The sequence below is a fragment of the Caldifarcimen microaerophilum genome, assembly GCF_055387105.1.
On the sequence record NZ_AP038914.1, the window covers coordinates 999,170 to 1,025,947 of the forward strand.

Here is a 26,778-nt window from a genome sequence, read left to right on the forward strand (position 1 = left end):
CTCAGATCACCCGTTCTCGCATGAGGTCATGAAGATGAAGAATCCCCACAGGCCGGTGTTCGCCGTTCACCACGATCAGGGCGTTGATGCCGTGCTGGGCCATGCGCTGGGCGGCCTGGGCGGCCAGTTCCTCTGGACGGGCGGTCTTGGGGTTGGGGTTCATCACGTCCCGCGCCCGGAAGTGGAACACCTCATGCTCCCGCTCCAGAAGCCTTCGCAGGTCCCCGTCCGTGAAAACCCCCACAAGGCGGCCTGATCCGTCCACGACACTGGTGATCCCCCGTTTGGACGTCATTTCCAAGATTACGTCCCGCATGGGGGCATCTTCCGAGACGATGGGCACATGCTCGGGCCCCGTGAGCATGAGATCCCGGACCCGAAGCCAGATCTTCTTCCCAATGGCTCCGCCGGGATGGAGGGCCGCGAAGTCCTGAACCGTGAACCCCTTGATGCGCAGAAGCACATAGGCCAGGGCATCCCCCAGGGCCATGGTGACCGTGGTGGACACGGTGGGGACCAGGTTGCCCAGCATCGCTTCCTGATCGCCCGGGATCTGGAGCACCACATCCGCGTTCTTCCCCAGGTCACTCTCCGGATTGGCCGTGATGGCGATCACGGGGAGGCCAAATCGTTTCAGCAGGGGAATGAGGAGCTGGAACTCGTCGGACTGCCCGCTTTTGGAAATGGCGATCACCACGTCCTCGGGATGGACGATGCCCAGGTCCCCGTGGAGGGACTCGGTGGGATGGAGAAAGATGGCAGGGGTTCCGGTGCTCGTGAAGGTGGCGGCGATTTTCTTGGCCACGATGCCCGATTTCCCTACGCCTGTAAGAATCACCCGTCCCCGGCATCCGGCCAGGATCTCCACCGCCCGCACGAACCGTTCATCCAGAAGTTCCTCCAGACGCACGAGCCCCTGCCGCTCCGTTTCGAGCACTTCCCGGGCCCAGGCGAGGTACGTCTCCCTCATCTCCCCAGGCGAACGGTGTGGAGGGGCGTATACTGCGGTCCCCGGGGTGTGAGCACGCTTTTCACGAGCACCACTTCCTGAAGGGTCCATCGATAGTGACCTCCTGGATGTTCCGGGACGGGCCGGGGTCGCCCTTTCACCCGGGCAAAGGTAATGTGGGGGTGAAAGGGTTTGGAATCCCGGAATCCCAGCCGGGACAGACGGGTTCGGACGGCTTCGGCAAGGCGATAAAGTTCCGGAGGAGGAGAGGAGAGGGTGAAAAACCAGACCCGGGCGGCTTCCCTCGAAGGAAAACCTCCCGAACCCTCCACGTCCAGCGTGAAGGGGGGAATCCCCTTCACCGCCTCCTCCAGGGCCTGCACCACCAACGGCACCCGGGAGGCTTCCACATCGCCCAGAAAGAGGAGGGTGATGTGAAACTGCCCCTGCCGAACCGTTTTGGCACCCCGTGCCCCCATGTTTTCCAGCCACCCTGTCAGGATGCGCTGTCCCTCCTCCGGGACCCACAGGGCCACAAACAGCCTCAGAGGTGAGGGATGTTCAGAAATCATGGATGTGAGGAGGGCTTATTCCAGGTCTTTGCCAAAGAGAAGTTCGTAGAGGGTGGTTTTGTGCCGTTCCAGGTGGCTTTCTGAATCCAGAAGGCGTTCGTCCACGGTCTTCTGGAGTTCGCTCCGGATCCGCTCGTCCGGATACACAAGACGCTCAAAATCCTCTCCTTCCATCTCCAGCACAATGGCATCGGTGAGGGCGATGATGGAGGCGGTGCGGGGGATGTGATACATGGCCCCCACTTCCCCAAAGAAACTCCCCCGCTCGTGAAAGTTGGCCACGATTTCCATCTTTTCCCGGTCCACCCGGAGCACCACGGCCACCACGCCGTCGGCCAGGATGAAAAACCGGTGATCGTCCTCCCCCTGGCGAACGATGAAGGCACCTTTGGGGTATTTCCGGGCTTTGAAACTCCGGGCAATCTCCTCCAGCCGCTCGGTGGGAAGATGGGAAAACAACCGGTGCGTCCGCAGAAAATCCACAATCTTCATCCCTCACCTCCTTTGGACGTTCCCTCCAATTATACATAGACCCCGCTGGATTTTCAAATCAGCCCTTCTCAACCAGCACGTCCTGTTGAACCTGCGCCCGGATCCGGTCCAGCCGGTCCGCGCCATACCGCTCCAGAAGGGCATCGGCAAGAACCAGGGCCGTCATGGCCTCGGCAATGATGGCGATGGAAGGCGCCACGCACAGATCGCTCCGGACATAGGGCGCCCGGCGGGGCTCACCGGTTTCCAGATCAAAGGAAGGAAGACCATCCGGCTGGGTGGGAAGGGGTTTGACATAAAGCCTGAGAAACAGGGGCATTCCGCTGGTCATTCCGCCTTCCACCCCCCCGGCCATGTTGGAGGCCCGCCATCCGGAACCGTCAGGAAGAAAGGCGTCCTGAACCTCCCGGCCGGGTAAGGACGAAGCCCGGATGGCTTCGCCGATCTCCACACCCTTCACCGAAGGGATGGACATCAGCATCCCCGCAAGGCGCACGTCCAGACGGAGGTCCCACTGCATGAAACTTCCCAGCCCCACCGGAAGGTGAGCCGCCACCACCGCCACCACGCCTCCCAGAGTGGTCCGCCCGGACCGGGCCTGATCCACCGCCTTCTGAAACCGCGCGTTGGCCTCCGGCGTGAGGGCGAGGGTGGGTTGCTGATTCCGGGTTTTTCGATATGCCTCCAGGAGATCCGGGAGATCCCGGCGGTCCCAGGGCCAGGCAAAGGGGACCCGCTCCGGCCCCACGCCTTCCACATACCCCAGCACCCGGATGTCCAGGGCATGCAGGAAGAGAAGGGCAAGTCCGCCCAGGGCGGTTCGGATGGCCGTCTCCCGGGCGCTTCCCCGCTCGTTGGCCGGACGGATGTCGGAAAGTCCATATTTCCGCACGCCGGCAAAGTCCACGTGTCCGGGGCGGGGGACGGTCCAGGGATCCTCGGCTTCCACATCCCGGGCACCGCGGTTTTCGATGCGCAGGGCCACGGGAGCCCCCGTGGTTTTTCCCTGAAAAACGCCGGAGAGCACCTCCACCCGGTCTTCTTCCATGGCCCGGGCCCGCCCTCCCCGGCCATAGCCGGAACGCCGGAGGACCAGGAGTTCGTGCAGGGCCTCCGGATCCACCGGCACACCGGCAGGTAATCCGTCCAGAATGCCCACCAGATCCCGTCCGTGGGATTCACCGGCCGTGAGCACACGCAGATGGCGGAGCATCATGCAACCTTCCCGAGCACTTGTTCGTAGGGGATCTCCCCTTCCCTTCCCAGGAACACCACCTCCGGGAGGAGATCCACCCCCGTGGCTTCCAGAACCTTCCGGTGCAGCATCCGCACAAGTTCCACGACTTCGCGAGCCGTTCCCTCGCCCCGGTGGACCAGGAAGTTGGCGTGGACCTGGGAAACCTCCACACCGCCCACCCGGAACCCCTTGAAGCCCAAGGTGTCCAGGATCCTTCCGGCCGCGTCATGGGGCGGGTTCCGGAATATGCAGCCGGAGGAATGGATGCCGTAGGGCTGGGTGGACGTCCTGCGACGGTAGATCTCCTTCATCCGGGCCAGAATGGACACCGCATCCCCCTCCCGAACTCGGAGGGCCACCCGCCAGATCACACCCATGTGCCGAACGGCGCTGTCCCGATACACAAATCCCGCCTCATCCCGGGACACCCGCAGAAGTTCCCCTTCCGGCGTGATCACATCCACCCATTCCACCGCCTCGGCGATTTCCTGACCGAAGGCCCCTGCGTTTTTCGCCACCGCTCCGCCCACCGTTCCGGGAATGCCATACAATCCTTCCAGCCCTCCCAGTCCCAGATCGGCAAGCCTGCTTAAGAGACGGGTGAGCACCCAGCCCGCCCCCACGATGGCCAGGCCGCCTTTCACGGAGAAGTCCCGGGCACCGGCGGGATGGAGAATGGCTCCGTCGAACCCCTCGTCCGAAGGGATCACATCCGATCCCCCTCCCAGGGGATAATAGGGAAGTTCGGCTTCCTGGAGCACCCGGAACACCGCCCGGGTGGTTTCGGGATCGGGGAGATCGATCCAGAAGCGTGCCGGCCCCCCCACGCCCATGGTGGTGTGATGGCGGAGGGGTTCGTTTTCCCGAACCGCCACACCGGGGGGAAAGGGAACGACCTTCATGCCGGACTCGGGGTGAGGTTGCGCATGCGGAGGAGGGCCTCCCCGTGGCGATACACGGGTCCCGCGCCCAGGGTGAGGAGGAGATCCCCGTCCTGGACGGTTTCGTTCAACCAGCCGGGGACATCCTCCACCCGTTCCAGCACAACGAGACGGGAACCCAGAACGGGCTCGAGCAGGTCGCCAATGAGATGATGGCTCACGCCCGGAATGGGAGATTCCGCTGCGGGATAGATGGGCAGAAGTCCCAGAAGATCGGATTTCCCAAGTCCCCGGGCGAACACCTCCGCAAATTCTCGGAAAAGTTCCTGGGTTCGGGTGTAGCGGTGGGGCTGGAACAGAACCACCTTTCGTCCGGTGTGGAAGCGCGCCGCCGCCTCCAGCACCGCCTGGATTTCGGTGGGGTGATGTCCGTAATCGTCCACCCACACAAACGCCCCCCGGTGGCGGATGTCAAACCGGCGGGCCACGCCCTCAAACGAAGCCAGAGCCGAGGCCGCCTCCTGGAGATCCAGATCCAGCACCCAGGCCACGGACAGGGCGGCCAGGGCGTTCTGCACGTTGTGCAGGCCCGGAACAGCCAGGCGGACCCGGGCCACGTGCATTCCCCGGATCACCAGATCAAAGGACGACCCCAGTTCGGCAAGGCGCACGTTTTCGGCCCGGACCAGGGCATCCGGACTCTCCACGCCATAGGGGATCACCCGGCGCTCCACCTCCGGCAGAATGTCCCGGATATACCGGTTGTCCAGGCCCACCACCGCCGCACCGTAGAAGGGCACCCGGTTGAGGAAATCCAGAAAGGCTTCCTGGACCTTGAGGACGGAGCGGTAGGTGGCGAGATGCTCCCGGTCGATGTTGGTGGCGACGGCAATGGTGGGATAGAGTTTCAGAAAGGAGCGGTCCGACTCGTCCGCCTCCGCCACGAGGTACGGTCCACTTCCCACCACGGCGCCAGAGCCGTAACCCCGGAGAATGCCACCCACGATGGTGGTGGGGGCGAGGCCCATCCGGTGGAGCATGTGGCCGATCATGGAGGTGGTGGTGGTTTTGCCGTGGGCGCCGCTCACGGCGATGGCGTATTTCATCCGCATGAGCTCGGCCAGCATCTCCGCCCGGGGAATCACCGGAATCCCCCGGCGAAGGGCTTCCTGGAGTTCCGGGTTGGACAGGGGAACGGCGGAGGAATACACCACCGCCTGGGCATCCCCCACATGGGCGGCGTCGTGGCCATAGAACACCCGGACGCCCAGGCTCTCAAGCCGCCGGGTGGTGGGGCTTTCCTGGAGGTCCGACCCCTGGACCCGGAAGCCGAGATGGTGAAAGATCTCGGCAAGCCCGGACATCCCGGACCCCCCGATCCCCACAAAGTGGATGTGACGATAGCGTTCCGGAATCAGCATGGTGCCGTAAGGATAAAGCCCGGCTTCCGGTGCATCAAACGGACACCCTACACCGAGGGGCGGAACCGCCGGAGGGTGAGGGCGTTGGTGACCACACTCACCGAACTCAGGGCCATGGCCATCGCGCCCCAGGCCGGTTCAAACACCCGACCGGTGAGGAGATAGAAGCCCCCGGCGGCCAGAGGGATCAGGACGCCGTTATAGATCATGGCCCAGAACAGGTTTTCCTTGATTTTGCGATAGGTCGCCCGGGCAAGGTCCAGGGCGACCACCACCCCGGTGAGATCGTCCCGCATCACCACCGCATCCCCCGCCTCCACCGCGATGTCTGTGCCTCCGCCCATGGCGATGCCCAGATCCGCCTGGGCCAGGGCCGGTGCGTCGTTGATGCCGTCCCCCACGAACGCCACCCGGTGTCCCTTCTCCTGGAGTTCACGGACAATGCGCTGTTTGTCCTCCGGGAGAACCCGCGCGTGCACGGTGGAGATGCCCGCCTCCCGGGCCACGGCTTCCGCCGTTCGGGGATTGTCACCCGTCACCATCCGGACTTCGATCCCCCGTTTGCGGAGGGCCTCCACCACCCGGGGGGCTTCCTCCCGAAGGGGGTCGGCCAGGGCAAGCACACCCCGCATCGCGCCGTCCACACCCACCGCCACCACCGTCCAGCCCCGGCTCTCCATCTCCTGGATCGTGGAGCGAACCCCCTCTGTATCCCCAAATCCCAGCGACGCCAGAAAATCCGGTCGGCCCACCGCAACCCGGTGGTCCTCCACCCGTCCCACCAGTCCCTTCCCCCGGTGCTCCTCCACATCGCGGGGAGGCTCCAGATCCAGGCCCTCGGCCCGGGCTTTGTCCACGATAGCCCGTGCCAGGGGATGGGTGGAGGCCTGTTCGAGGGATCCTGCAAGACGAAGAATTTCAGGATCTGTAAAGGAAACCACTGCGGGCTTGCCCCGGGTCAGGGTCCCCGTTTTGTCCAGCAGAATCTCATCAATCCGGTGGGCCACCTCCAGGGCCTCCCCGCCCCGGAAAAGAACCCCCAGCTGGGCCGCCCGGCCCATGCCGGTGGTCACGGCGGCCGGGGTGGCAAGCCCCAGGGCACAGGGACAGGCCACCACCACCACGGCGATGAAGGTGAGAAAGGCCACGAAAAAGGACCCGGTGACCGCATACCAGACAAGCCCAGAAACGATGGCAATCCCCAGGACAACCGGGATAAACCAGGCGACGATCCGGTCCGCCAGGCGTTCGATGGAAGGACGGGCCGAAAGGGCCTGGCGAACCGCCTGAACCATCTGATCCAGGACGGTTTCGCCGGCCGGATGGGTGATCCGGATCCGGAGGAGGCCCGAAGTGTTCAGGGTGCCCCCCACCACGGGATCACCGGGACCTTTTCGCACGGGCATGGGCTCCCCGGTGATCATGCTCTCGTCCACAAAGGCTTCTCCCTCCATCACCTCTCCGTCCAGAGGGATCTGCTCACCCGCCCGGACCTCCACCACATCGCCCCGCCGGACATCCGTGACGAGCACCTCCACCACCCGGTCGTTGCGGACCACCCGGGCCTGACGAGGGCGGAGTTCCATGAGTTTCCGGATGGCTTCGCCCGTACGCTCCCTTGCCCGATGTTCCAGAAACCGGCCCAGGTTGAGAAAGGCGGCCAGAAAGACGGCGGACTCATAAAGAACATAGGAGGTGGGGATCACCCCGAAGGTGGCAAGCACACTCGCCAGGGTGGCCGCGGAAATCCCCAGGGCATACATCACATCCATCGTGAGGTTCCGGTGGCGCAGCGCCCCCAGGGCTTTCTGGAAGATGGGGCTCGCAATCCACATCAGGGTGGGCAGCGCCACAAGGGCCTGGATCCAGGGCGAGATTCCCATCCGCATGGCGAGGAAAAGCACCACCCCCGCCGCGAATCCTGCGGCAGCCCGAATGCCCAGCGCCCGGCTTTCCCGGGATTCTTCCGGCGCGCGTTCCTCCATGAGCCCCTCAAAACGATAGCCGATGTCCTCGATGGCACGGGCAAAGTCTTCCAGACGCACCCGGGATGGATCGAACACCACGGTTGCGGTTTCGGTGGCCAGATTCACCCGGGCGTCCTCCACACCGTCCACGGAAAGAAGGGCGCCCCGAACGGCCCGGACGCAGGCCGCACAGGTCATGCCTCCCACCCGGATCTCCACCTGTTCCCGGGGGAGTTCCGCCTCATAGCCCACTTCTTCCACGGCCCGGGCCAGCTCCTCCAGCCGGACCCTGGACGGATTCAGCACCACGGTGGCGGACTCCGTGGCCAGGTTCACCCGCACATCCTCCACCCCCTCCACATCCCGGAGCACGTGCTCCACCGTGCGCACGCATGACGCGCACGTCATCCCGCGAATCCGGAGCTCCTTGACCGTTTTCTGCCCACTCATTTCAGGAACCGGTTGAGGGTTTGCATGAGTTCTTCGATGCGACGGTTCCGCTCTTCCTCGCTCCCTTCTTCAAGGGCATGGACCAGATGCTCCCGGATATGGGCATCCAGGATCACCAGGGCCAGGCTTTCCAGCGCTCGTCGCACCGCCGTGATTTGCTGGAGCACCTCAATGCAATACCGCTCATCCTCGATCATCTTCCGGATGCCCGTCACCTGTCCCTCAATCCGCCGGATCCGGGGCAGGGCTTTTTCCTTCGCTTCTCTGGCCAGTCGCATGGCTCACCTCCCTGTACCTGTACAGGGTATGGCATGGGCCGGGAACATTCAAGTCCTCGCTTCCGGCTTCCGAGCTTCGGTGGGGCATTTCATTCCACTCTTATCCCCCCTGAAGTTCTGACGAGGGGAAGAGCGTGTGGACGTGGGTTGAAAGGACAGCCAGGAGACTGAACATTGATCTCCTGAATCCATTTAAGCCAGGCGCAGGATAAGGACCTTTATTCCGTATATCGCTGAAGGGGGTGCGTCATGATGCTGATGGCTTTTCTTCTTGCCCAGACGTTCAACATGGACCGGGGACCCTGTTTTCGCCTGATTTCCGGGGATGGAGTGGAAGTGACCACCTGGGTGCACGTGGAGAAGATGGACTCCGTCCGGTTCCGGTATGTGTATGGCGTATTCAATCACCCCCAATCCACTCAGTCGTTGAAATCTTTTGATTTGATCATGCCGGAGGCGGACACGATTCAGGACTTTCTCTTCGCTCGCCTTCCCTTCGACGAAGGGGATACCCTCTACCGTCCAGACTCCACGTGGAGAACTTATTTCACGGGATTCCGGTCCATTCCCCGGGTTCCGCCCTATCCGGTCCCCTTTGTCCATCCGGAGACGGGGGTCCGGGAATCCGTCATCGTCCTCCCCGAACCCCTCCCCGACTCCCTGAAACAGGATTCCCTGGGATGGTTTAATGGTATTCATCATTGGGCGTATCGTATCAGTGTCGACACCACGTGTCTTCCGCCGGGAGACACGGTGATCGGGTTCGGGGTGGTGGTGAACCGGCCGCCGGATGTGGGGAAGATCTATGTGGAAGGCTATCACCCTGCACCCTCCATGTGTGACGATGCGGATTCCATTCCATCCTATGTGCCTCCCGCCGACAGTGCGGCTCGTCTGATGCGGGCGTACCGCAACCTCACCCCCTACGGTCCCGGGAAAATCTATGCCGGCGTGGTGCCCGGTCACCCCATTCCGTCCTTTCCCGCTGCCTTCACGGATCTTCTGCGGATTTCGGCACGGGTGGATTCGGTGGGGTGGTATCTCGATCCGTCCCTCCGTCAGGAGGTGGACAGCCTGATCCATGCGGCCCACACCCACTGGAAGTTCCGCCGGTATATAGATGCCTATCGGGCGCTTTCCCTCGCGTACAGCAGGGTGGTGCCGGGGAGGGGAACGCGAATCACTCATGAGGGGTTTGTGGTGATGGGGTGGCGGTTGCGGGAGACCCGGGACCGCCTGCCCGGCCCCACGGCCATCGAAAGTCTGGACCGGCGGTGAGGGGACGGCTGGGGCTGGCATAACGGGCCAGCCCCCTCTTCCCCCTTTTCGGAGGGGAAGAAGAGAACGTCCGCAGGGTTTCCCGTACAGACGTTGAATATCCGGATGCGTCCAGAACCGCTGGGGGATATCCCTGTATTGCCCGCGCCCACGAGACACATTTTTCTCCGCACCCAGAAACCCGAACACGCGAAGCCTATCTCCTTAAACAGGATTCCCCGCGCTTTTGAAACAACCGCGCGGGGAGTTTTTCCAGGTTCCCCTGGCGTTCTTTCGGAAACCGGCGGGGAACTTACGGAGATTGTTTGCGAATCTCGATCGGCGAAGCCGGAAGTTTCTCCCTTGCCTCCAGAAAGCGGTAATACAGCACAAAGTATCCCAGATCGTTGATCCGCGTCCCTCGTCCGGCATTCAAGCGGTTCAGAGCTTGAGAGAGTTTCCGGAAGGCGTCCAAACCATTCCTGCGCTTATAGGCCTCATACGCCGCGTTCAGGTCCTGTTCCAGTTCTGTCCGGAGGGCAGAATCCAGAAACCAGCCCAGGGAATCCACCCGCTGGATGCGATCCACGAGATGTCCATAGGCCGAAGGCCAGCCCGGAACAGGCCAGCCGGGTCCCACACCATCATACACCTTCCCATCCCCATACGGCGTGAGATACCTCATGGAATCCTCGATGGCCATCTGGAGATCCGCCACCGACTCGGGCAACTCATCCGGTCTTTCCGCCCACAAACCCACCCCTTCCACCCTACCAAAACCCGATACGAACCAGTGGACATGGTCAGGCGGGTACCGGCTGAAAATCCGGAACCCTGAAAGGGAATCGCCTGGATGAACATCGTTGCCAAAACCCGCTGTCCACTGGATATACCCGTCCCGGACAACGCGCAGCAGGGGTTTCCAGAACTCGGGTGGGACGGGCACCCAGGCGGTCTCACCCGTGAGGGGATCGGTGTAGATCAGGGGCAGGGTGGTCTCAGGCGGTGTGCCCAGGGATGTGTCCACCACAAAATAGGGCTCCAGCGTGGGACACTGCCAGCCCGGTGGCGTGTGGACGGAGTCCAGGAAAGCAAACTTTGAATTCACGTCTTTCCATCCAATCTGGTAAAGCGCGAATTCCATCAGGGATTGCGAACTCGCAGGGTCGTTGGTCAGGGTGTAGGCGTACACGTAGGTGCTCCCCGACCGGGACACCTCCAGGCGGACATGCACCTCCAGCCCATCATCACTTTCCTCGTGAATCAGGGTGTCCCCGGCCGGTGTGACATAGACCAGACGATAGGTGGGCTGAATCTGCCCCACCAGAAGCGCAGTCAGAAGGATTGGGGCACACATTCCGGATGCCTCCTCATGTATTCCGCGAACCGATCCCACCGCCCATCCGACCCCCTCGGATGGAGCCACAGGTGGACGTGGGGACCGGTGCTGACCTTGCGTTCATTGGTGTAGAAAAAGCACACCTCATACTCTTTCATGTTTTGAAGGCGATCAAGTACATAGTTAATCTCAAAAATCGTGAGGGAAACACCCTGACGGGTTACGGGGTTGACCTTCCGGTAAGGGATGTCCACGTTGCGGAGGGTTCGATGGGTGAGATGAGGGCCTTCCCAGTCCCCGTAGATATCAAACCTCCCGCCCCAGGGAAGGGATGCGTCATTCACGGGGATCAGCCAGGTCAATCCAACCTCTGTCGTGTCCAGCTCAAAACACGGGAGAGACCCCCAGGTGGGGTCATCAATACAGTGGGGGTTGAAGCGGACCTGGGGAAACCCGGACAGAAAATTGAGAGCGCGGGCCATGGTCTGGGTGATTTTGTGAAAGAGAGGCCACACAAGAGGCGAAAGACCATGATTGAGATCGGTAAGACCGCACCGGGAAGGCCGGCCGGACCAGGGGGAGAGAGGGCCATAATGCTTGCACGTTCCCCCCACAAGAAGTTCATGGGGAGAAGGATAGATGTGCCCCGGGTTAGGGATACTTACCACGATATACTCGTGAAACACGTGTCCCACCGCCTCCAGCTGGACATCCACAATCCCGGCAAACTCCGGTGCCGCATAGAAGCCCACCCACTTCCCGCTATCATCCAGCGTGACGGTCAGCACCGAATGGAATCCCGTGTCCGTCACCAGGCCTCCCACCGGTTTGAGGTCCAGGTTTTCCTCCTGGTGGGAGTGGCCAAAGTAGTGAATACAAAAGGGTTCGGGATCGGTGTAGCATCCCAGCACATCGTTGAAAGGGAGAAGAGAGATTCTCACCGTGGCTCCCGCCATGGGCCAGCCCGTGTCGCGCACAGGATCATAAAACCAGCCCCCCACGGTGAAAAAACCTTTGCTCAAACTGTCCGAGTATTCCCACCCCATGGGATTGTCCCGCCCCCGAAAGGCACTGACCCTGTGAGACGTGTTCTCCATGTTGAGCGGCCGGGGAAGGATATAGGCATCGGGAGCCGGTAGCGGGGTGCTTTTCCACCCTCCAAGGCCCAGCGCTTTTGCCCGATGATCCATGTGCTTTCGCATCTTTTCGGCCCGCCCATAGAGTTCCTCCGGGGAAAGGGTCTTCCCGGGCGGGGAAGCCAGAGGCGCAAGACCGATGTTCACACAGGCATACACCGATCCATGAGGGACACAACAGTCTGCATCGGTGGGTGGACAGGCCTGAACCTTCCCCACCCGCACGGTGTCGTGATACACCGGACCCGCGAGACTCACCAGGACGCTCATGAGCACACCCATCATTCAGCCTCCTTTCTGAACCGTCCAGCCCTCACCGGAGGACCACCCATCGCCCTTTCCATGTGTGCTCCCCCTGCTTCACCTGCCAGAAATACACGCCCTTCACACCCCGGAAAGGTCTCTTCACCTCTTCCCCTCCCGGAACCCGGAAGGACATCACCTTCCGCCCCAGGGCGTTGAACACCGCCACATCTGCCGGACCGTCCGATGTCACCCGGAGAAAAGGCGCCTGATAGCGCACCTCCACCGGCCGCACCCGGCGCAGGTCATACGTTCGCCGGGCCATCACCTTTCCGCCGGACAGGATCTCCACCTCCACCCGGGCGTTTCCCCATCCTGTCCACACCACCGGGAAGTTCACCGCTTCACCCGGCGTCCACACCTCCCGGCTCTCCGGAATCCCCACCTCCACCGGACCCGAGGTGTGGACGCGGAAGGAAACGTGGGAAAGGGGACGGGGAGACTGAAGGTGGAGGACCAGGGTTCCCTCCGCCTCCTTTCCGAAGAGGAGGGGCAGGGCGAAGAGAAGATATCCCATGAACCACCTCCTGGTTGCACGGACGGTCTCAAGGATACGGGGGGGGGGGGGTAAATTGTCAAGGGGCTGTGTTTGCTGGCCTCCGGACAAGAGTTCAGTCCCCCATGGACCCCAGACGAACGTGGAGAGTTTGAGAGTTCTGGACAATACTCAATGCGCCGACACCCGTTGAGACACAACCCCGCCGTTTGACGAGCCGGGGGCAGACCTCTATGCTTGTCCTGTCCATACAGGAGGTTTTTCATGGTCCGGCCACTTCGCGGGCTCGTCATCCTGTTCGGTGCAGTGGCCCTGCACGCCCTCCCACCCCTCCAGGATGTGACCCTGACCCCGGAGGGTGCCTGGCTCACCTTTTCCGTCACAGTGACCGGAGACTCCGTGGTGCTGGACAGCCTCCCCTATCCCGTGGAAGAAGAGCGCCTTCGCTTTCAGGGACAGGGGGTTCAGGTGGAGGGCTGGCGTCTTGAAAGCCTCATGGCTCCACCCCCTCCGGTTCGGGACCTTGCCCGTCTTCGCCGGGAACTCACCCGCACCCTCCACGGCCTTGAAGATTCCGCCGAGGCCCGGAACCAGGCCCTTCAGGCCCTCAACCGTTATGCCACATCCGAGATCCGGTCCGTGGAGGAACTTCAATCCTATGTGAACTTTCTCCTGGAACGCAAACCCGTCCTGAAAGCCGAGCGCCGGGCCATCCGGGACCGGCTCAAGGAGGTAAGCGACCGCCTCCGGCAGATTCCCGACGTCCCCACCCGCATGACCCGCCTGGTGGTGTTTGCCCGGGGAAGAGGGCCCCTGCGCGTGCAGGTGTTCACCCCCCTCGCCGGGTTTTCGCCCCGGGTGCGTCTGCAGGTGGACCCCCGCACGGGAGAGGTCACCCTGATCCGGGAGGTGGAGGTGTGGCAGAACACGGGATGGACCTGGCGCAACGTGCCCTTCCTCCTCACCACCCGGGAAGCCTCTTGGGCCCTGGGGGATCCCCCTCCGCCCGCACCATGGGAGCCCTTCCCCATGCGCCACCCCCGGCGGAAGGATCTTTCGTCCGCTCCGATGTCCGAGCACCTCCATGCCCGAACTTCGCCGTCTGAAGTCGAGGCCGGCGCCGGACTGGACCTCCAGATCCGATTCCCCCGAAAAACCCTCCCTTCCTTTCGGCCCCTCCGCTGGGAGGTGGACCGTCAAACCGTGCGAGGGCGGGTGTTCGTGGAGGTTCGCCCCCAGGAAGACCCGAAGGGGTGGCTTCAGGTTCACGTTTCCAATCCTTTTGAAACTGCCCTTCCGGGCGGTGAGATCCAGATCGAGGTGGCGGGGACCTGGAGCGGACGGGGGAACATCACGCCCTGGCCCGCGGGGGCGGATCGGGATCTCCGGGTGGCGGAACTCCCGGAGGTGCGGGCGGGTTTCCGGAAGGTGGATCGCAAAACGGGACGATTCCTGAAAACAGCGCGCAACGTGTATGAAGCCTGGGTGGTTCACCCCCACGGAGAAGCACGGGAATACCGGATGGTCCTCTCCCTTCCCTCCCGTCTCTCCCGTCTCTCCCCCCAGGATCTTCATTTTGATCCCCGCCCGGATTCCCTTCTCCCCGGCGATCCCCGAACGGCGGTGTGGTGGAAAACCCTGACCCCCGGCGAGACCCTCCGGGTCCGCCTCAGCCTCCCCGAACCGGCGACTCCCCCGACGGGGGGTTGACAGAAAGGGGCGGGATGCCTATATATAGTTATGAGCAAGGAGGGACGCCATGAGACGGGTCCTGAAGAAGTGGGACGAGAAGGGCACCGCAGTCCTTGAATATGCGGTGGGACTGGCCATTCTGCTTTCCTTCACCTTCTTCACCTGGCGGCTTCTTCTGTGGGTGTATGCCTGGAACCTGTACATCATCCGCATGTCCGTGCAGGGGCCTCAGCCATGAAGACCCTCCAGCATCTTGTTCGGGACGAATCCGGGGTCACGGCGGTCGAATACGCCATGATCATCGGTTCCATTGCCCTCGCAGCCTACATGGTGGTCCGTTATGTCGGGGTGAAAGCCTCGCGGGCGCTCATCGAATATCTTGTGTATGAATACCTCTGGTAACGGGAGGGGAGCATGCATCGCCTGATGCGTCGGGGGAAGCAAAGAAAGTCCATGAGCCTCGGCCAGATCCTGGTTGAGGCGGCCATTGCCCTCCCGGTGTTCTTTTTGCTGGTGTTTGGAACACTGGAAGTGGGCAAGATCATCTTTCGGAAACTCCAGGTGTCCTATGCGGCCTACACGGTGACCCGGATGGCTGTGGTGAACGATGGCCAGTATATGGCAGAAGCCTTGAGACGGATTTCCCCGCGTCTGGACACCCAGTATGTGTCCATTCACCCCATTTATGACCCCGCCAACGACTTCTACTGGGTGACCCTGGAATACAAAGGTCCCGGAACCTGGCGGACCATCGGCATGGTGCCGGAACACACCTTCCCCATCATTGAGGCGGCGGGGATGAAACTGGGTTCCAGCCGGAACCGCCACGACACCCTCACCTATCGGGGGCAGAGTTCCTTCCCGGGCTACAACGGTGGCAACGTCACGGCCGTGCAGTATGAAATGTCCCGTCCCATCGCCCAGTTCGCTTCCTGGGAGACGAACGGAAGGAAGGACGGCCTTCCCGGCAACGGTGTGGTTAGCCGGTGGCGGCCACCGACCAGCCGTCTTCTCCAGTTTCAGGGCGGGTGGAATGGGATGTACTCGTCCTATGCATGGAAGGTGAACACCATGACAGCCACGGGCTGGAATACACCTCAACGTTCCCCAGATTGGGGGTGGAGCCAGCGCATGATGGGAGTTGTTTCCAGCCCTTATTATATGGGGCATCTTCTGGGGAAAAAAGGCCTTCAGGGGAACCCGGAGTTTATCGCAACCCTTTTCCCTTATATGACAGGAAGCGCTGTGGTTCAGGACTTCTTTAACCTCCTTTCCCTGTTTGGATGGCAAAATCCCTATGCGGAGTATCCCCTGGCCCGTGGCAGCATGGGTGCCGCGTACGGGAAGGGAAGGGACTACGGAGGTTACATGTGGACTTATACCTGGTTCGGGAAACCTCCGGTGGTTTACAAAGAAGGGCCGTGGGCGGATCCGTGGACATACCAGTCATATGCAATGCAAAAGGGCTGGAACACGGAAGGATTCATGTACCTGTTCGGCATGGGTGCGGTCGAATGCGTGATCGAAACGCCCTCTGGATGCATCTGGTATAACAATGATCTTCCCGGCCCCATCTGGGGTTACGGGTGGAGCGGTCAGGCGATCGGATGGGGTGGAAGCAGACCCCAGACCTGGAACTTCTACTGGGCAGCGTATTACACAGCGCAGGAAGTGGAGATCGTGAACAACGTGGCCAATCACCCTCACACCCACAACATTGGAAACAGCTGGAGTGACTACGAATACGTGTTCGATGTAGGGTGGGGAGGAGATCCCTGGGCCCCAGGTCAGGGAGAGTGGGAAACCTTTACGGGTTGTCTAGACGGTCCCTGTCGAAGTAACCCCATTGTCTCCACCCTTGAAATTTCCAACTATGACGCCCATCTGGATCAGAACATTCTGGACGAGAAAGGGCACGGATTCCACTGGTCCTATGTTGAAGACCGCAACGACCACACGGACCCCAGTCCGGGGTGGAGTCACTGAGGAGGGCGTCATGGTGAAGAGAAAACGTCAAAAAGGTTTCGTGGCGGCCATCGGGATCTTCATGATCGCCATTCTGGTGAGCACTCTGGCCTATATCTTTGAGGTGGGGCGCCTGCTTTCCGCCAAAATCGAGGCCCAGAACGCCGCCGACGCGGGGGCTCTGGCGGGGGCTTATGTGTTCGCCGGCCTTCGAAACACCATGATCCTGGAAAACGCCCTGATGGACCTCTGGATGGAGGTGGCCGAGAACGCCGCCCACAACCAGGCCAACTTCTTCTGGGCCGCCACGGGCGGCGTGGGGTTTGCTCCCGGGGCAGATTTTGTGCCGGGGGGCTATCAGCTTGCCGACGAAGACGTGGGGGATATGAATCGCGACTCTTTCCTGGTGGACATGCGCCGGATGTATCACCGGGCCTTCCGGGTCCAGGATGCGGCCGTGTCCCGGTTCCTGGCCGTCCATCAGACCCGGGTCCACCAGTTCCACAACGGTGTGGGGATCTATAACCCCGCCGAAATGCGCCGGGAACTCCGAACCTATGTTCAGGACGTGGTGCGCCTGAACATCTTCAAACCGGGGATGACCAACCCTTTCCGGTGGCTGGGTTTGCTGTTCTATCCCCAGCAGGGCCTCATGGACTTTGACATGGGTGGGTTTCCCAACTTTTACGATATCAGCGGGTTTACCCCGGGCTTCAACGTCTCGGTGAACCCGCCCAACCCTGCACCGGGCTGGGTTTCGGACAACAACTACCAGCACAGCTATCAGACCGAATTCAACCTGGACAGCCTGGGGCGGGTGTATGTCCGGGTGCAGGCCCCCCTCCAGCCCTCCACCATCATGCGTCTCATCCCCCTCAACTGGTTCGGAAACGCAAGCGCCATTCAGACCCCCCTCAACTTTCAGTTCGGCGGGTGTGCAAGTAACCAGCAAAACACAAGTTACCTGATGTTCCCCGGGTTTGTCTGGCGAGGGGGATACATGGTCCTTCCCCAGCGCAACCCTCTGACGAGCGCCCTCCCCGCACTCCTGTTCACCGCACCCAACAAGGTGTGCGCCGATGCGGCCGCGGGTGTGAAGAAATATACGGGAGGCTATCTCCGTTTGACCGACCTCCACCTCTACGCCAACTTCAACACCCGCTATTTCGGCCTCGGGCTACCCTTCGCCGACCGGAAGTGGACCTTCTGGCCCTGGGTGGCCCACTTCTTTGATTTCCTGCGTCAGGATCTCGGCGATGGGCTCGTCACCCGCCTGTTCTTCGCGGGCAACCCCCGGATCGACAACCTGGAGTGGTATCACGCCCAGCTCATCCCCACCGTCAAAACGGAATATGGGCCCATTTCGGACCTGGAACCCTATCACTGAGAGGGGGTGAATCATGAAACGCCAGAAAGGAAGTGCCCTGATTGAGCTTTTGATGGTTCTTCCCATCCTGTTTGTGCTCCTCGCGGGGGTGTTCCACGTCGGACGTCTGGTGTATGCCCATCAGAAGGTGATCATCGCCTCCCGCATCGCCGCCGAGCGGGCTGCCAATATGATCAATCCCAGCGCCGCCAACGCCCGGGGGGCCATGTTCTATCCGTACGATTACAATGGCGCACCTGTGACCCTGGCCCTCCGACTTTTCTTCCGTCGTCTTGCCAACATAGGTGGCGATCGGACCACGCCCCCCATGCTGGCGCAGGTGACAGATGTTACCGGCTGGATCGGTTTCCCGGGGAAAAATCCGGCCACCCAGATGGCCAGGCAATACCTTGCCTATTCTCTGGGCATTGACCCTTCCTGGGTGACGGTGGAATATCGGGCCGTCCCCTACATCAAATACCTCCGCAGGAACCGGAACGGTCCGGATTCCATCGCGGTTCAGCGTGGGGGAATGGCCAACAGCGTGGGGTATCTTCATCCGGGTGAGGTCCCGGACAATCAGGTGGACAACCTGACCCGCCGGTGGTGGGAAGAGGACGCACAGCGTGAAAACAGCGGCGGCGTCAACGATCCCCGCCGGATCACCCGATACGAACTTCCCTATGGTACCTGGCTGATCGCCGCCAAGGTGAGCGTGCGGTATCCGGTGACCCCCATGACGCGAGCCCTCATCGGGGCGGCCAGTGTCCTCCTTGGAGGCATTCAGCTTGCCCACAACGACGAGGTCATCATCTCCCACCTCACCGTGTTCCCCGCGCCCCTTTCCGCCATTGACATCATCGACGCCACCCAATCTCTGCGGCTTGCCATGTTTGACACGGATAGAGATTACCCGGACGATTTGGGCGTGATCAACTTCGCCAATCCACCGTCCACCTGGGACGAATGGTGATGCGCCGGATCCCTCTGCTCCTGCTCCTCATCACGGTGGCCAGCCTGAGCTGCCGTCGGAGGACGGGGGACACGGGGGACATCATCGGACCTCCTGGCGTGGGCACCATCCACCTTTATGTGGAAGAGCAGGTGGTGGGAGACTCGGTGGACGTGGCGCTGGTGTTTTCATCCGAGGCGTGGGGCAGGGGATCGGCCCGCGCAGTGAGATATGTTGAACTCAACGGAACACCTCTGTCCCCTATTGCTGACGGGTATTATTTTGTTGCTGTGCCTCTGTCGGTTCCATCAGCTCAGGTTTTGTTTGAATATGATGGAAACGAACACCGTGCCACAATCCCCATTGACACCCTTACACCACCCCGTTTTCTATCCCCCTCCACGGATACACAACTTTCAGCCGAAGACACCCTTCTTGTTATTCTTTCACGAGAGGCCTTTCTCCGTGTCGAAGACACCGCGGGACAGATCCTGTTTCAACTGGATTCTACAATGGACACCGTGTGGGTTCCTCTGAGCACACAAGGGCAATTTCGCCTGGAAGCGTATTTGTGGGATACGTTGCTCGTGACTGCCGCGGAGTGGGGGGGCATTGAGGCGCGAACGGGGGGATCGGAAATCCGCTGGGTAACCGTGGGTGACACTTCGACCTGGTCCATCGTTGCAGATACTCTGTCTCCGGGATGTTCTGGCGCTTTGCCTTGTTTTTCCTGGATTCCCGACGATTCTCTTCTGGCTTTTGGAATCTGGCGTGTTGTTCGTTCTAATCAGGAGGATCCCGTCTGGTATATTCAGGGGATCCGTGACCCTCAGGACACAACACAGCGAATTCCGTTTGCACCGCCTGTTGTGATGGGACGGGAGGATCCACTGCGTTATGAGGTGGTCATCGCGCTCCGGGACACGATCATCCCCGGTGCGCGCTATCGATTCTACGGCAACCGGAGTGGGGATGTCGTTTTTCTGGGAGAATGGCAGCGACCATGAAAGAAAACAATATTCATAAAAGGAGGTTGATCATGCGTGTGTGGCGCATGGTTGCATTGGGAATCCTGCTGACGGCAGGGGCGTGCTCTCGCCGTCAGCCAACCGGTTCGGTCCCCCCCCCTGTATGGGAGGGAAGCATCCATGTGAGCGAACAGGGAGGAGAATCTCTCGAATCTCCTCATGGTGTTCTGATCGGCGTGGAAGGGCTGGTTTTCCAGGATAACGCCGTTCTTGAAGCGACAGTAACCCCCGAATTACCCCCTGAATTGGCTTTTCTTGATCAAAATCAGGCTTCAGATGTGGTCATTCTTCGGTTTCGGCGTGGTGACCTTCTGTCGATTGCCCCCGATGTACTGGAAAACCTGATGTATGGAGTGGTTCTCTCCTTTCCTCTGAAAAAACCTATTTCCGCCGAATGGGGAAACGTTGTTGTTCTGGTCAACCATCGGTATTTCACTGCCATGCCTTTTGCAGAGGCAGCATCCTCAGGGGAAGAGGTGGCCGTTCGGCTTCCGGGAGGCTTTTTGCGGGATATGGCGACAGAAGATGTCAACGAACTCGTTGTCTTCTTTGTGGAAGGTGAAGAACCAAGGGTGAATTCTGAGCTGATCCTGAAAGGTCTCCCTTCTGAATTGCGAGAAAAGGTGAATCCCGTGCAACTCCAGGCACTGTGGGATCCTGCAGGTTACCCTTTCCGACTTGAAATTTCGGGGGGTCAAGTTAAAGTGGGGAACGGTATGATCCCTTACTCGGCCGGCATTGTGGTTGGAAAACGCTATGGTGTGTTTGATCCTGTGGCAGTTTTCTTTAGTGGTGGTTTAAACATCGCGGGGTGGCCCACGACGGTGAATCCGTATCCCTGTACACCGGGGTTTTGCGGAGGTGTGCACAAACAGCTCAACGCGATCTATCAGGCTCTCAAGAGGAATGTGATGGTGGACGAGCAAATCCTGAAAAAACTTGTCGGGTTTTATGCATTTGAGCACTCAGGGCACAGGGGTTTTCTGGAACCTGCGGAAGTTCTCTGGCAAAAAATGGAGCGCTCCTACATTGATGCAGGGGCACTGGACAATGGCTTCCGCGGTGTTGTTTTAACAGGCTTTTCAATGGGCGGTTTGATCTCCCGAGCTGCTGCAGCCATTCATCCTTTCCGGGTTACCGCGCTGGGATCGATCAACACCCCTCACCTGGGAAGCATCATTGCGGATCTGGTTACCTATCGGGACTCCAAGGGCGACCTGATTGACACCCTTGCTCGATATGTTCAGCGGAGGATGGGATGGACGCCTTCAGATCCGGGATACCGAAGTTTTGAAAACGATCTTAACGCTAACCCCCATCCTTTTTATCCTGTGGACATTTCCGATGCCAATGAAGTGTTCCGGTATGGTTCGATCGGAAACGTGATTTTGGCTCCGGCCGGTGCGGTCAAACCCCTGGTGTATCAGGAGCCGCAAGGTCACCCGTACATTCGCGTGTGCGTGGGTTCTGCGGGTCAGATCGTTTCGTTCCCCGACCCCCGTCCTGGAGACGAGGATGTTGTGACCCTTCACCGAGATGAAGAAATCGCTTATTCGGGGGGAACGGTTCAGCGTCCTCTCTACCTCTATATGACGGGCAATCTTCCCCGCCGTACGTCCTGGCCCCCCACAAGCGCTGTTCTCTGGGTTTTGGGGCGCTTTATGGGTGCCCTTGAATATTCTGCACCTTCCTGCAATGGCCTCTACCCCTCAAGCGATGCTTATTATAACAACGACGGCGTCGTCTCGAGGACATCCGGTCTCTTTCGGTATCCTGCGTACCGGGATCCTCTGTTTGCTGTCCAGGAGTTTTATAACTCGACCCGTCGCTTCCACCTTGATGCGCCGGAGTATCCTGACGAATATCGTAACTGGGCAGATCAACTCGCCATCGAGATTGAAGATTTCCTTCTCAACCGGTGGATGGTGGAGCATCACTTCCTGTATGAGGTGGCATGGGAGTACCTCTTTTCCACGTCCAGCATTGATGTGGAGTTCTATGCCCTCTTCCGGGATAACAACCTGACCCTGGATTATCTCCGGGCGGATCCCGTTCGCCGGTGGCAGGAGTTCTATACCTACAGCGGCATCGGTCAGGTGCGTCACGGGATGATCGGGACCGGGAGCTCCCGGAACGCAGGTCCAGAAGGTATTGCTCTGGAGCGGAATGCCACCACCACCCCCAAAGTGTACCTGGTGGCCGCCGTGAAAAACCCCCCATTGGTTTCGCTGGATCTCAAGGTGAAATTCCACATGTTTGAGAAGCCGAATGCCCGGAATCTCGTCGGTGTGAAGGACACCCTAATTGAGACCACCAAGCGGTTCACCCGCTATGCCAGCGACCTCTACTGGATCATCGGCGAACTGGACCAGTCTGGGAAATTTGTGAAGAAGATCGATCGCTGGGTGGGGGTGAAGGAGCTGGATGACACCACTCGGAACGGAAACGTCACGTGCTATTGGAAGGTGCGGGTGCTGGATTATCAGGATGCGAACGGGATGCCCATCAAGGACAACTACCCCATCCTCCAGCCCGGTCTTGCAGCCCCGGTTCAGCAGGTCCGGTGTGACACGGCGGCGGTTCAGGTGGCCGCACAGGAGGTGGCTCTCCACTGATGCGACGGATCGCGCTTCTGGCCCTTGTGGCCCTGGTGTTTTCCATGTGCCGGCGGGGAGGAACGACCTCCCCGCCGGGACCTCCGGGGGATGGTGGATCTGATTCAACGAGTGTACAGTATTTCGTGCTCTCCCACGCTCAACTCGTGGGACAGGATTCTCTGGCAGGATATATTGTTGTGTTGCGCGTGGGCGGAGACACCCTCCTTCCGAACCAGCTGTGGGTAGAAGAAGAAACCCTATCTGCGTTTGGAAACCTGTTTTTCTGGGGTCCGCTCCCCTTTACAGACACCCTCCATGTAGGCTTAAAGATGGGAGGCATGCAGGCTGAAACCTCCCTGGTCATGGCGAGGGTTCCTGCCCCTCATTTCCGCATACCTGGAGGTGATACCTCCATCCACCGCGGCGATACGCTGATCATTCACATCGCCACACAGATCCTACCTTTGCAATTCGTGGTCACCGATCCCGTGGCGCATCAGGTCGTGCTCGTTGATACAATTCTGCAGGATAGCATTTTCCCCCTACCTGACACCGTTCGAAACACGACAGGCCGTTATCGACTCGTGGTCGAGGGGTGGGACACTCTGTCAGACTTCGACCTCCAGGCCTTCCGTTTCATCAGCCTCATGGGTGGGGGCGAGGAGCGATATTTGGACGTTGTGGAACCACCGGGAACCGGTCTCACGCTCGTCGTGGATACCGCCGATCCTGATCCCACAGACACTCTGTACGTTCGCCCATCATGGCCCCTTATTCGCTGGACCCCCGATTCTGTGGGTGTCGATCGGCTTTGGGTGACCACGGTTACCGGGATTACCATGTGGGACATTTATGCCCTTGATTCCGCCACACTGATCCTTCCTCCGGTTTATTACGGACGCCATGGCACGTATGCCGTTGATCCTTGGTTTGATCCCCCCGATTCCCTCACGCCGGGGGACACGTTTTTGATCCGCGTGGAGCGCAACAACCAGGTGCTGGACTCCGTCCTCTACGTGCCGTGAAACCGCAGATTCTTCGGTGGGTGCCCTATGGGATGCTTGTCCTCGGGGCAGGTGTGGCGGGTGCGGTGGGGGGAATGGTGTATTCCCTCATGGGGATCCGCCTTGTTCTGGTGGTGGGGATGGTGTGGGCGGTGCTGGCCACGGCGCTGTGGGCCATGCACGTGATTCTGTGGCCATCCTTTGAGGGGACCCTCCCCTGGCGGTTTTTCTTTCGCCCGGCTGCCTGGATGGCCGGGCTTCTCGGCATCCGGATGGCCCTCCTGCCCCTCCTTCCCCCACCCTATTCCCCCTTCGTGTGGATTCCCGGTCTTCGCTGGCTTGCGCCCGCCACCGACATCCTGTGGATGCTGGGCTTTGTGGCGGCCTGGTGGGAACTTCGCCGGGCCCTGGAACCCGAACACGCCGTGGGCGTGCCCCTCGCCCTCTGGGGACTTGCGGGCCTGGTGATGCTCCCCGTCCTCTGAGATGCGACAGCGATTTCTTGCACTTCTTGTCCTGCTCTTCTTTGCGGTGGTGACACCGCGGATGCTCTATTTCAACCCCTTCGAGGTCCTCCGGCAGCCCACCCTGACCTTTCCCTTCCCCGCGGTGGACCTCAAGGGTGACACGGTGCTCCTGGTGCCCGCCCGGGATCGGCCCACCGTCCTGGCCCTCTTTCCTCCATCCATGGTGGAACGAAGGAACGAACTTCTGGCCCTTCTGGACAGCCTTCACCGGTATCCTCCGGAAAGCGTGGCGGTGGTGGTCCTCCTTTCCCCCGGCATTGCGGTGCCCGAAGAAGCCCGCACGGGAAAAGACACCACACTGCTTTATTTCTATGACAATTTCGGGGTGATTCGGCAGGTGGGGGACCCCCGCCATCCCACGATGGTGGTGGTGGACAGCACAGGCCAGATCCGTCAGCGCCTGGTGGTTCGATGATCCCCTCCTTATCCTTCCAGAAGATACGTGAACAGCGTGTCCTTTTTGTAATCGTTTCCCTGCTGTGGGGTATCTTCCTCGGATGGGAAGCAGGGCGATATCTAGTCCCCTTTCTATGGTTGCCTTTTCTGTATGCCCCTTCTTTTCGAGATCGTCTGCGTCTTATAGCCGGCGTTGCACTGGTGCATGTTCTTGCTTTTGAAGGATTTGCTTTCCATCCCGCTGCTCGAGCCCATGCTATAGCCTTTGTCTTAATGGTGCTGGTTGGCTTGCTGGTGGGTTTGCTTTATACGCTTTATCGCGTGTGGCCCGTACTCTTTTTTCCCCTTTCAACCAAGCATTCTGTCTGGAAGATGGCGATATGGCTGGGGTTGGCACTCCTCACGGAATGGTTTATGGAACGATACCTCAGCTCGATCGGTGTTCCTGTGTTTTTTCTGACAGATGCTGCCGGAATGAAACCTCTTTTGTGGGTATCCCGGGTTTGGGGCCCCTGGGCAGGGGTGTGGCTGGGTGCACTGGTCATATGGGGAGGCCTGTTTGCGCGTACCAGAGAAGGCCAATGGGCACTCTTCGTCGGTATGTTTGGGACTCTGATCTCCCTGGTTCTTCAACCTCCTTATGCCCTTAAGACCTTGCGAGGACACCGTCTGGTCTTCCTTTCCCCCGGAATCTTCTACCGCGCCCCCCTGGAAGCCTATCTTGAACGTTACCGGGACATGATCGATGCCCTGAACCGCACCCTCCGAGACAACGATACCCTGTGGCTGATTTTCCCTGAGAATACCTTTGGCCCTGCACCCCTCATGGGTTCCAGAGAGAAAAAGATTCTGGAATTTATTGAATGGATAGACCGCACTGTCCCATCTCCCCACGGGCAAGTCTGGCATACCATTGTGTGGACCCCCGAAGGCCTGCTTTCACGGGTGTACATCAAGTCACCCCAGGGAGATACGTCAATCTATCACAAGCGGCTGCTGTTTATTGGAGGAGAGAAATACGTTCCCGTTATCACAAGTTTCTTTGGCGTACGTCGGACAGGGGGGAACGTAGACGACCCCGGTTACCGCGTGATGGCCCCAGGGTGGGCAATGCATCTTCAGGTCTGCAATGAAGGCCTGTATCCCTATTTGACCAAACCCTCGCCCGTTGGCCGCGGCATGATCCTTTCGCCGGCCCAGTTTTCCTGGCTTCATGTCTCTGTGTTTTTAAGGGCTATTGAGGTACGTCACCGGCTGGTAAGTAACCTGACAGGACTGCCTCTTTGTACGGTACAGAGAGAAGGGGGAATGGCTTGCTATCTACCGGAGAAGAAAGGCATCCGGGTGATTGGTAACCCCTGGAGACAGGGGCCCGGTGTGTTTGCTCCTCCCCTGCTGGTGGGCAAATTCAATCCCTGGATGAGATACGCTTCCATTTTTTTCTGGATGTGGCTGGGGATTTTTGGCGTCGGTGCATCTCTGTTCCACATCACAGACATATTTCTACGGACTCGGGGTCTGCCTGCTCCTCACACCGGCAAAGGGATCCGGTCCAGGATCTCTTCCAGGATATAGGGCAGGGCCTCCCCTTCCACCGCCAGGAGTCGGTGGAGCAGCACAAAGGGGGCGAGGTGGCGGAGGTCTTCGGGAATCACGTAATTCCGATCTTCCAGCAGCGCCCAGGCCCGGGCCAGGGCCACCCACTGAATCACCCCCCGGGTGGACAGCCCCACCGCCAGACGGGGATCCTCCCGGAGGGCCTGGGCCACGCGGGTGGCATAGGCAAGGAGGCTTTCATCCACCCGCACCCGCGACGCCCGATCCTGCAGGTTCACGACGTCCTCTGCCGAAAGCACGGGGCTGAGGGCGCGGGCCTTTTCCATGGGATTCCCCATACGGAGGATGTCCAGCTCTGCCTGGGGATCGGGATAGCCGAGATGGAGACGGATGAGAAACCGGTCCATCTGGCTGTGGGGAAGGGGGAAAGTTCCGGCGGCATCCACCGGGTTCTGGGTGGCGATCACGAAAAAGGGGCGGGGGAGGGGATAGGTGTGGCCCTCCACCGTGACCTGACCCTCCGCCATGGCTTCCAGAAGGGCGGACTGGGTGCGGGGCGTGGCCCGGTTGATCTCATCGGCCAGGAGGATATGGGTGAAAATGGGGCCCTTCTGAAAGCGGAACTCCCCCGTCTGGGGGTCGGGCACCGAGGCCCCGAGAATGTCGGCAGGCAGGAGATCCGACGTGAACTGGATGCGCTGGAAGGACAGCCCCAGGGTTCGGGCGGTGGCCAGGGCCAGGGTGGTCTTCCCCACACCGGGCTGATCCTCAATCAGCACATGCCCCCGGGCGAGAAGCCCCGCAAACACCAGCCGCACAGCCCGGGATTTGCCCCGGACCACCCCCTCCACCTGTTCGATGGCTCGGGCAAGGGGTGTCATGGTGTTTTGATGATACAGCCCTCCTGATGAAATAT

At 60.5% G+C, this 26,778-nt stretch carries 25 protein-coding genes; 13 read left to right on the top strand and 12 right to left on the bottom strand.

Annotated elements, in window-relative coordinates; translation table 11 throughout:
• Position 1: 1 nt before the first annotated feature.
• The 8 genes from AC6HU3_RS04670 to AC6HU3_RS04705 are packed head-to-tail and all read right to left on the bottom strand — an operon-like array spanning position 2 to position 8,247.
• The gene (locus AC6HU3_RS04670; RefSeq protein ID WP_497536126.1) at positions 2-970 is read right to left on the bottom strand and encodes a KpsF/GutQ family sugar-phosphate isomerase; all 969 of its coding nucleotides are present in this window, start codon (positions 968-970) and stop codon (positions 2-4) included.
• Positions 967-1,521 (bottom strand): RNA 2',3'-cyclic phosphodiesterase, encoded by a 555-nt coding sequence (gene thpR, locus AC6HU3_RS04675; protein ID WP_497536127.1) that lies wholly within the window; start codon positions 1,519-1,521, stop codon positions 967-969. Before thpR ends, AC6HU3_RS04670 begins: the two co-directional genes overlap by 4 nt.
• 15 nt (positions 1,522-1,536) lie before the next feature.
• Positions 1,537-2,013 (bottom strand): cyclic nucleotide-binding domain-containing protein, encoded by a 477-nt coding sequence (locus tag AC6HU3_RS04680; RefSeq protein WP_497536128.1) that lies wholly within the window; start codon positions 2,011-2,013, stop codon positions 1,537-1,539.
• 58 nt (positions 2,014-2,071) lie between these two features.
• Complete coding sequence (gene aroC, locus AC6HU3_RS04685; protein WP_497536129.1) at positions 2,072-3,229, bottom strand: chorismate synthase; 1,158 nt, start codon at positions 3,227-3,229, stop codon at positions 2,072-2,074.
• Complete coding sequence (gene murB / locus AC6HU3_RS04690) at positions 3,226-4,152, bottom strand: UDP-N-acetylmuramate dehydrogenase (protein ID WP_497536130.1); 927 nt, start codon at positions 4,150-4,152, stop codon at positions 3,226-3,228. The genes aroC and murB overlap by 4 nt, the downstream gene beginning before the upstream one ends.
• Entirely contained in the window at positions 4,149-5,552 is a 1,404-nt protein-coding gene (gene murC, locus AC6HU3_RS04695) for a UDP-N-acetylmuramate--L-alanine ligase (protein ID WP_497536131.1), read from the bottom strand. The genes murB and murC overlap by 4 nt, the downstream gene beginning before the upstream one ends.
• Before the next feature lie 47 nt (positions 5,553-5,599).
• Entirely contained in the window at positions 5,600-7,969 is a 2,370-nt protein-coding gene (locus tag AC6HU3_RS04700) for a heavy metal translocating P-type ATPase (protein ID WP_497536132.1), read from the bottom strand.
• On the bottom strand, positions 7,966-8,247 hold the full coding sequence (locus AC6HU3_RS04705) for a metal-sensitive transcriptional regulator (protein ID WP_497536133.1): 282 nt from the start codon (positions 8,245-8,247) through the stop codon (positions 7,966-7,968). Before AC6HU3_RS04705 ends, AC6HU3_RS04700 begins: the two co-directional genes overlap by 4 nt.
• 249 nt (positions 8,248-8,496) lie before the next feature.
• On the opposite strand from AC6HU3_RS04705, the gene AC6HU3_RS04710 reads away from it, so the two are divergent.
• Positions 8,497-9,525: a hypothetical protein gene (locus AC6HU3_RS04710; protein ID WP_497536134.1), complete on the top strand. Its 1,029-nt coding sequence runs from the start codon at positions 8,497-8,499 to the stop codon at positions 9,523-9,525.
• Positions 9,526-9,817: 292 nt separating this feature from the next.
• Here the strand turns inward: AC6HU3_RS04710 and AC6HU3_RS04715 are convergent, their stop codons facing one another.
• Genes AC6HU3_RS04715 through AC6HU3_RS04725 form a run of 3 tightly spaced genes read right to left on the bottom strand, consistent with a single transcriptional unit; the run spans position 9,818 to position 12,799 of the window.
• The gene (locus AC6HU3_RS04715; RefSeq protein ID WP_497536135.1) at positions 9,818-10,861 is read right to left on the bottom strand and encodes a hypothetical protein; all 1,044 of its coding nucleotides are present in this window, start codon (positions 10,859-10,861) and stop codon (positions 9,818-9,820) included.
• Positions 10,840-12,264 carry a hypothetical protein gene (locus tag AC6HU3_RS04720; RefSeq protein ID WP_497536136.1) on the bottom strand — a complete coding sequence of 475 codons (1,425 nt, stop codon included), beginning with the start codon at positions 12,262-12,264 and terminating at the stop codon, positions 10,840-10,842. Before AC6HU3_RS04720 ends, AC6HU3_RS04715 begins: the two co-directional genes overlap by 22 nt.
• Positions 12,265-12,292: 28 nt before the next feature.
• Complete coding sequence (locus AC6HU3_RS04725; protein WP_497536137.1) at positions 12,293-12,799, bottom strand: T9SS type A sorting domain-containing protein; 507 nt, start codon at positions 12,797-12,799, stop codon at positions 12,293-12,295.
• Between the two features lie 243 nt (positions 12,800-13,042).
• On the opposite strand from AC6HU3_RS04725, the gene AC6HU3_RS04730 reads away from it, so the two are divergent.
• From AC6HU3_RS04730 to AC6HU3_RS04785, 12 genes are all read left to right on the top strand, one after another.
• Entirely contained in the window at positions 13,043-14,488 is a 1,446-nt protein-coding gene (locus tag AC6HU3_RS04730) for a DUF4139 domain-containing protein (protein ID WP_497536138.1), read from the top strand.
• A 49-nt stretch (positions 14,489-14,537) separates the two neighbouring features.
• Positions 14,538-14,708: a hypothetical protein gene (locus AC6HU3_RS04735; protein ID WP_497536140.1), complete on the top strand. Its 171-nt coding sequence runs from the start codon at positions 14,538-14,540 to the stop codon at positions 14,706-14,708.
• Positions 14,705-14,872, top strand: coding sequence for a Flp family type IVb pilin (locus tag AC6HU3_RS04740; RefSeq protein WP_497536141.1), 168 nt, complete (start codon positions 14,705-14,707; stop codon positions 14,870-14,872). Before AC6HU3_RS04735 ends, AC6HU3_RS04740 begins: the two co-directional genes overlap by 4 nt.
• A 12-nt stretch (positions 14,873-14,884) precedes the next feature.
• Positions 14,885-16,456: a TadE/TadG family type IV pilus assembly protein gene (locus tag AC6HU3_RS04745; RefSeq protein ID WP_497536142.1), complete on the top strand. Its 1,572-nt coding sequence runs from the start codon at positions 14,885-14,887 to the stop codon at positions 16,454-16,456.
• A gap of 10 nt (positions 16,457-16,466) precedes the next feature.
• Complete coding sequence (locus AC6HU3_RS04750; RefSeq protein ID WP_497536143.1) at positions 16,467-17,822, top strand: pilus assembly protein TadG-related protein; 1,356 nt, start codon at positions 16,467-16,469, stop codon at positions 17,820-17,822.
• A 13-nt stretch (positions 17,823-17,835) separates the two neighbouring features.
• On the top strand, positions 17,836-18,774 hold the full coding sequence (locus tag AC6HU3_RS04755; RefSeq protein ID WP_497536144.1) for a TadE/TadG family type IV pilus assembly protein: 939 nt from the start codon (positions 17,836-17,838) through the stop codon (positions 18,772-18,774).
• Positions 18,774-19,760, top strand: coding sequence for a hypothetical protein (locus AC6HU3_RS04760; protein WP_497536145.1), 987 nt, complete (start codon positions 18,774-18,776; stop codon positions 19,758-19,760). Before AC6HU3_RS04755 ends, AC6HU3_RS04760 begins: the two co-directional genes overlap by 1 nt.
• 143 nt (positions 19,761-19,903) lie before the next feature.
• Complete coding sequence (locus AC6HU3_RS04765; RefSeq protein WP_497536146.1) at positions 19,904-22,396, top strand: alpha/beta hydrolase family protein; 2,493 nt, start codon at positions 19,904-19,906, stop codon at positions 22,394-22,396.
• Positions 22,396-23,403: a hypothetical protein gene (locus tag AC6HU3_RS04770; protein ID WP_497536147.1), complete on the top strand. Its 1,008-nt coding sequence runs from the start codon at positions 22,396-22,398 to the stop codon at positions 23,401-23,403. The genes AC6HU3_RS04765 and AC6HU3_RS04770 overlap by 1 nt, the downstream gene beginning before the upstream one ends.
• Positions 23,400-23,867, top strand: a complete 468-nt coding sequence (locus AC6HU3_RS04775) for a hypothetical protein (RefSeq protein ID WP_497536148.1) — start codon at positions 23,400-23,402, stop codon at positions 23,865-23,867. The genes AC6HU3_RS04770 and AC6HU3_RS04775 overlap by 4 nt, the downstream gene beginning before the upstream one ends.
• 1 nt (position 23,868) lies before the next feature.
• A complete protein-coding gene (locus AC6HU3_RS04780) occupies positions 23,869-24,324 on the top strand; it encodes a thioredoxin domain-containing protein (RefSeq protein WP_497536149.1) in 456 nt (151 codons plus the stop codon).
• Complete coding sequence (locus tag AC6HU3_RS04785) at positions 24,321-25,880, top strand: hypothetical protein (RefSeq protein ID WP_497536150.1); 1,560 nt, start codon at positions 24,321-24,323, stop codon at positions 25,878-25,880. The genes AC6HU3_RS04780 and AC6HU3_RS04785 overlap by 4 nt, the downstream gene beginning before the upstream one ends.
• On the opposite strand, the gene AC6HU3_RS04790 is transcribed toward AC6HU3_RS04785, so the two are convergent.
• The gene (locus AC6HU3_RS04790) at positions 25,835-26,743 is read right to left on the bottom strand and encodes an AAA family ATPase (protein WP_497536151.1); all 909 of its coding nucleotides are present in this window, start codon (positions 26,741-26,743) and stop codon (positions 25,835-25,837) included. The two genes, AC6HU3_RS04785 and AC6HU3_RS04790, sit on opposite strands and share 46 nt — an antisense overlap.
• Between the last annotated feature and the right edge of the window lie 35 nt (positions 26,744-26,778).

Bases quoted from the DNA above. Each gene is read 5' to 3' on its own strand.
- murC (WP_497536131.1), bottom strand. From the start codon at position 5,552: ATGCTGATTCCGGAACGCTATCGTCACATCCACTTTGTGGGGATCGGG.
- AC6HU3_RS04715 (WP_497536135.1), bottom strand. From the start codon at position 10,861: ATGTGTGCCCCAATCCTTCTGACTGCGCTTCTGGTGGGGCAGATTCAG.
- AC6HU3_RS04790 (WP_497536151.1), bottom strand. From the start codon at position 26,743: ATGACACCCCTTGCCCGAGCCATCGAACAGGTGGAGGGGGTGGTCCGG.
- AC6HU3_RS04720 (WP_497536136.1), bottom strand. From the start codon at position 12,264: ATGATGGGTGTGCTCATGAGCGTCCTGGTGAGTCTCGCGGGTCCGGTG.
- AC6HU3_RS04750 (WP_497536143.1), top strand. From the start codon at position 16,467: ATGGTGAAGAGAAAACGTCAAAAAGGTTTCGTGGCGGCCATCGGGATC.
- AC6HU3_RS04785 (WP_497536150.1), top strand. From the start codon at position 24,321: ATGATCCCCTCCTTATCCTTCCAGAAGATACGTGAACAGCGTGTCCTT.
- AC6HU3_RS04780 (WP_497536149.1), top strand. From the start codon at position 23,869: ATGCGACAGCGATTTCTTGCACTTCTTGTCCTGCTCTTCTTTGCGGTG.
- AC6HU3_RS04705 (WP_497536133.1), bottom strand. From the start codon at position 8,247: ATGCGACTGGCCAGAGAAGCGAAGGAAAAAGCCCTGCCCCGGATCCGG.
- AC6HU3_RS04770 (WP_497536147.1), top strand. From the start codon at position 22,396: ATGCGACGGATCGCGCTTCTGGCCCTTGTGGCCCTGGTGTTTTCCATG.
- murB (WP_497536130.1), bottom strand. From the start codon at position 4,152: ATGAAGGTCGTTCCCTTTCCCCCCGGTGTGGCGGTTCGGGAAAACGAA.
- AC6HU3_RS04745 (WP_497536142.1), top strand. From the start codon at position 14,885: ATGCATCGCCTGATGCGTCGGGGGAAGCAAAGAAAGTCCATGAGCCTC.
- AC6HU3_RS04670 (WP_497536126.1), bottom strand. From the start codon at position 970: ATGAGGGAGACGTACCTCGCCTGGGCCCGGGAAGTGCTCGAAACGGAG.
- AC6HU3_RS04740 (WP_497536141.1), top strand. From the start codon at position 14,705: ATGAAGACCCTCCAGCATCTTGTTCGGGACGAATCCGGGGTCACGGCG.
- AC6HU3_RS04710 (WP_497536134.1), top strand. From the start codon at position 8,497: ATGATGCTGATGGCTTTTCTTCTTGCCCAGACGTTCAACATGGACCGG.
- AC6HU3_RS04760 (WP_497536145.1), top strand. From the start codon at position 18,774: ATGCGCCGGATCCCTCTGCTCCTGCTCCTCATCACGGTGGCCAGCCTG.
- AC6HU3_RS04725 (WP_497536137.1), bottom strand. From the start codon at position 12,799: ATGGGATATCTTCTCTTCGCCCTGCCCCTCCTCTTCGGAAAGGAGGCG.
- thpR (WP_497536127.1), bottom strand. From the start codon at position 1,521: ATGATTTCTGAACATCCCTCACCTCTGAGGCTGTTTGTGGCCCTGTGG.
- AC6HU3_RS04755 (WP_497536144.1), top strand. From the start codon at position 17,836: ATGAAACGCCAGAAAGGAAGTGCCCTGATTGAGCTTTTGATGGTTCTT.
- AC6HU3_RS04700 (WP_497536132.1), bottom strand. From the start codon at position 7,969: ATGAGTGGGCAGAAAACGGTCAAGGAGCTCCGGATTCGCGGGATGACG.
- AC6HU3_RS04735 (WP_497536140.1), top strand. From the start codon at position 14,538: ATGAGACGGGTCCTGAAGAAGTGGGACGAGAAGGGCACCGCAGTCCTT.
- AC6HU3_RS04680 (WP_497536128.1), bottom strand. From the start codon at position 2,013: ATGAAGATTGTGGATTTTCTGCGGACGCACCGGTTGTTTTCCCATCTT.
- aroC (WP_497536129.1), bottom strand. From the start codon at position 3,229: ATGATGCTCCGCCATCTGCGTGTGCTCACGGCCGGTGAATCCCACGGA.
- AC6HU3_RS04730 (WP_497536138.1), top strand. From the start codon at position 13,043: ATGGTCCGGCCACTTCGCGGGCTCGTCATCCTGTTCGGTGCAGTGGCC.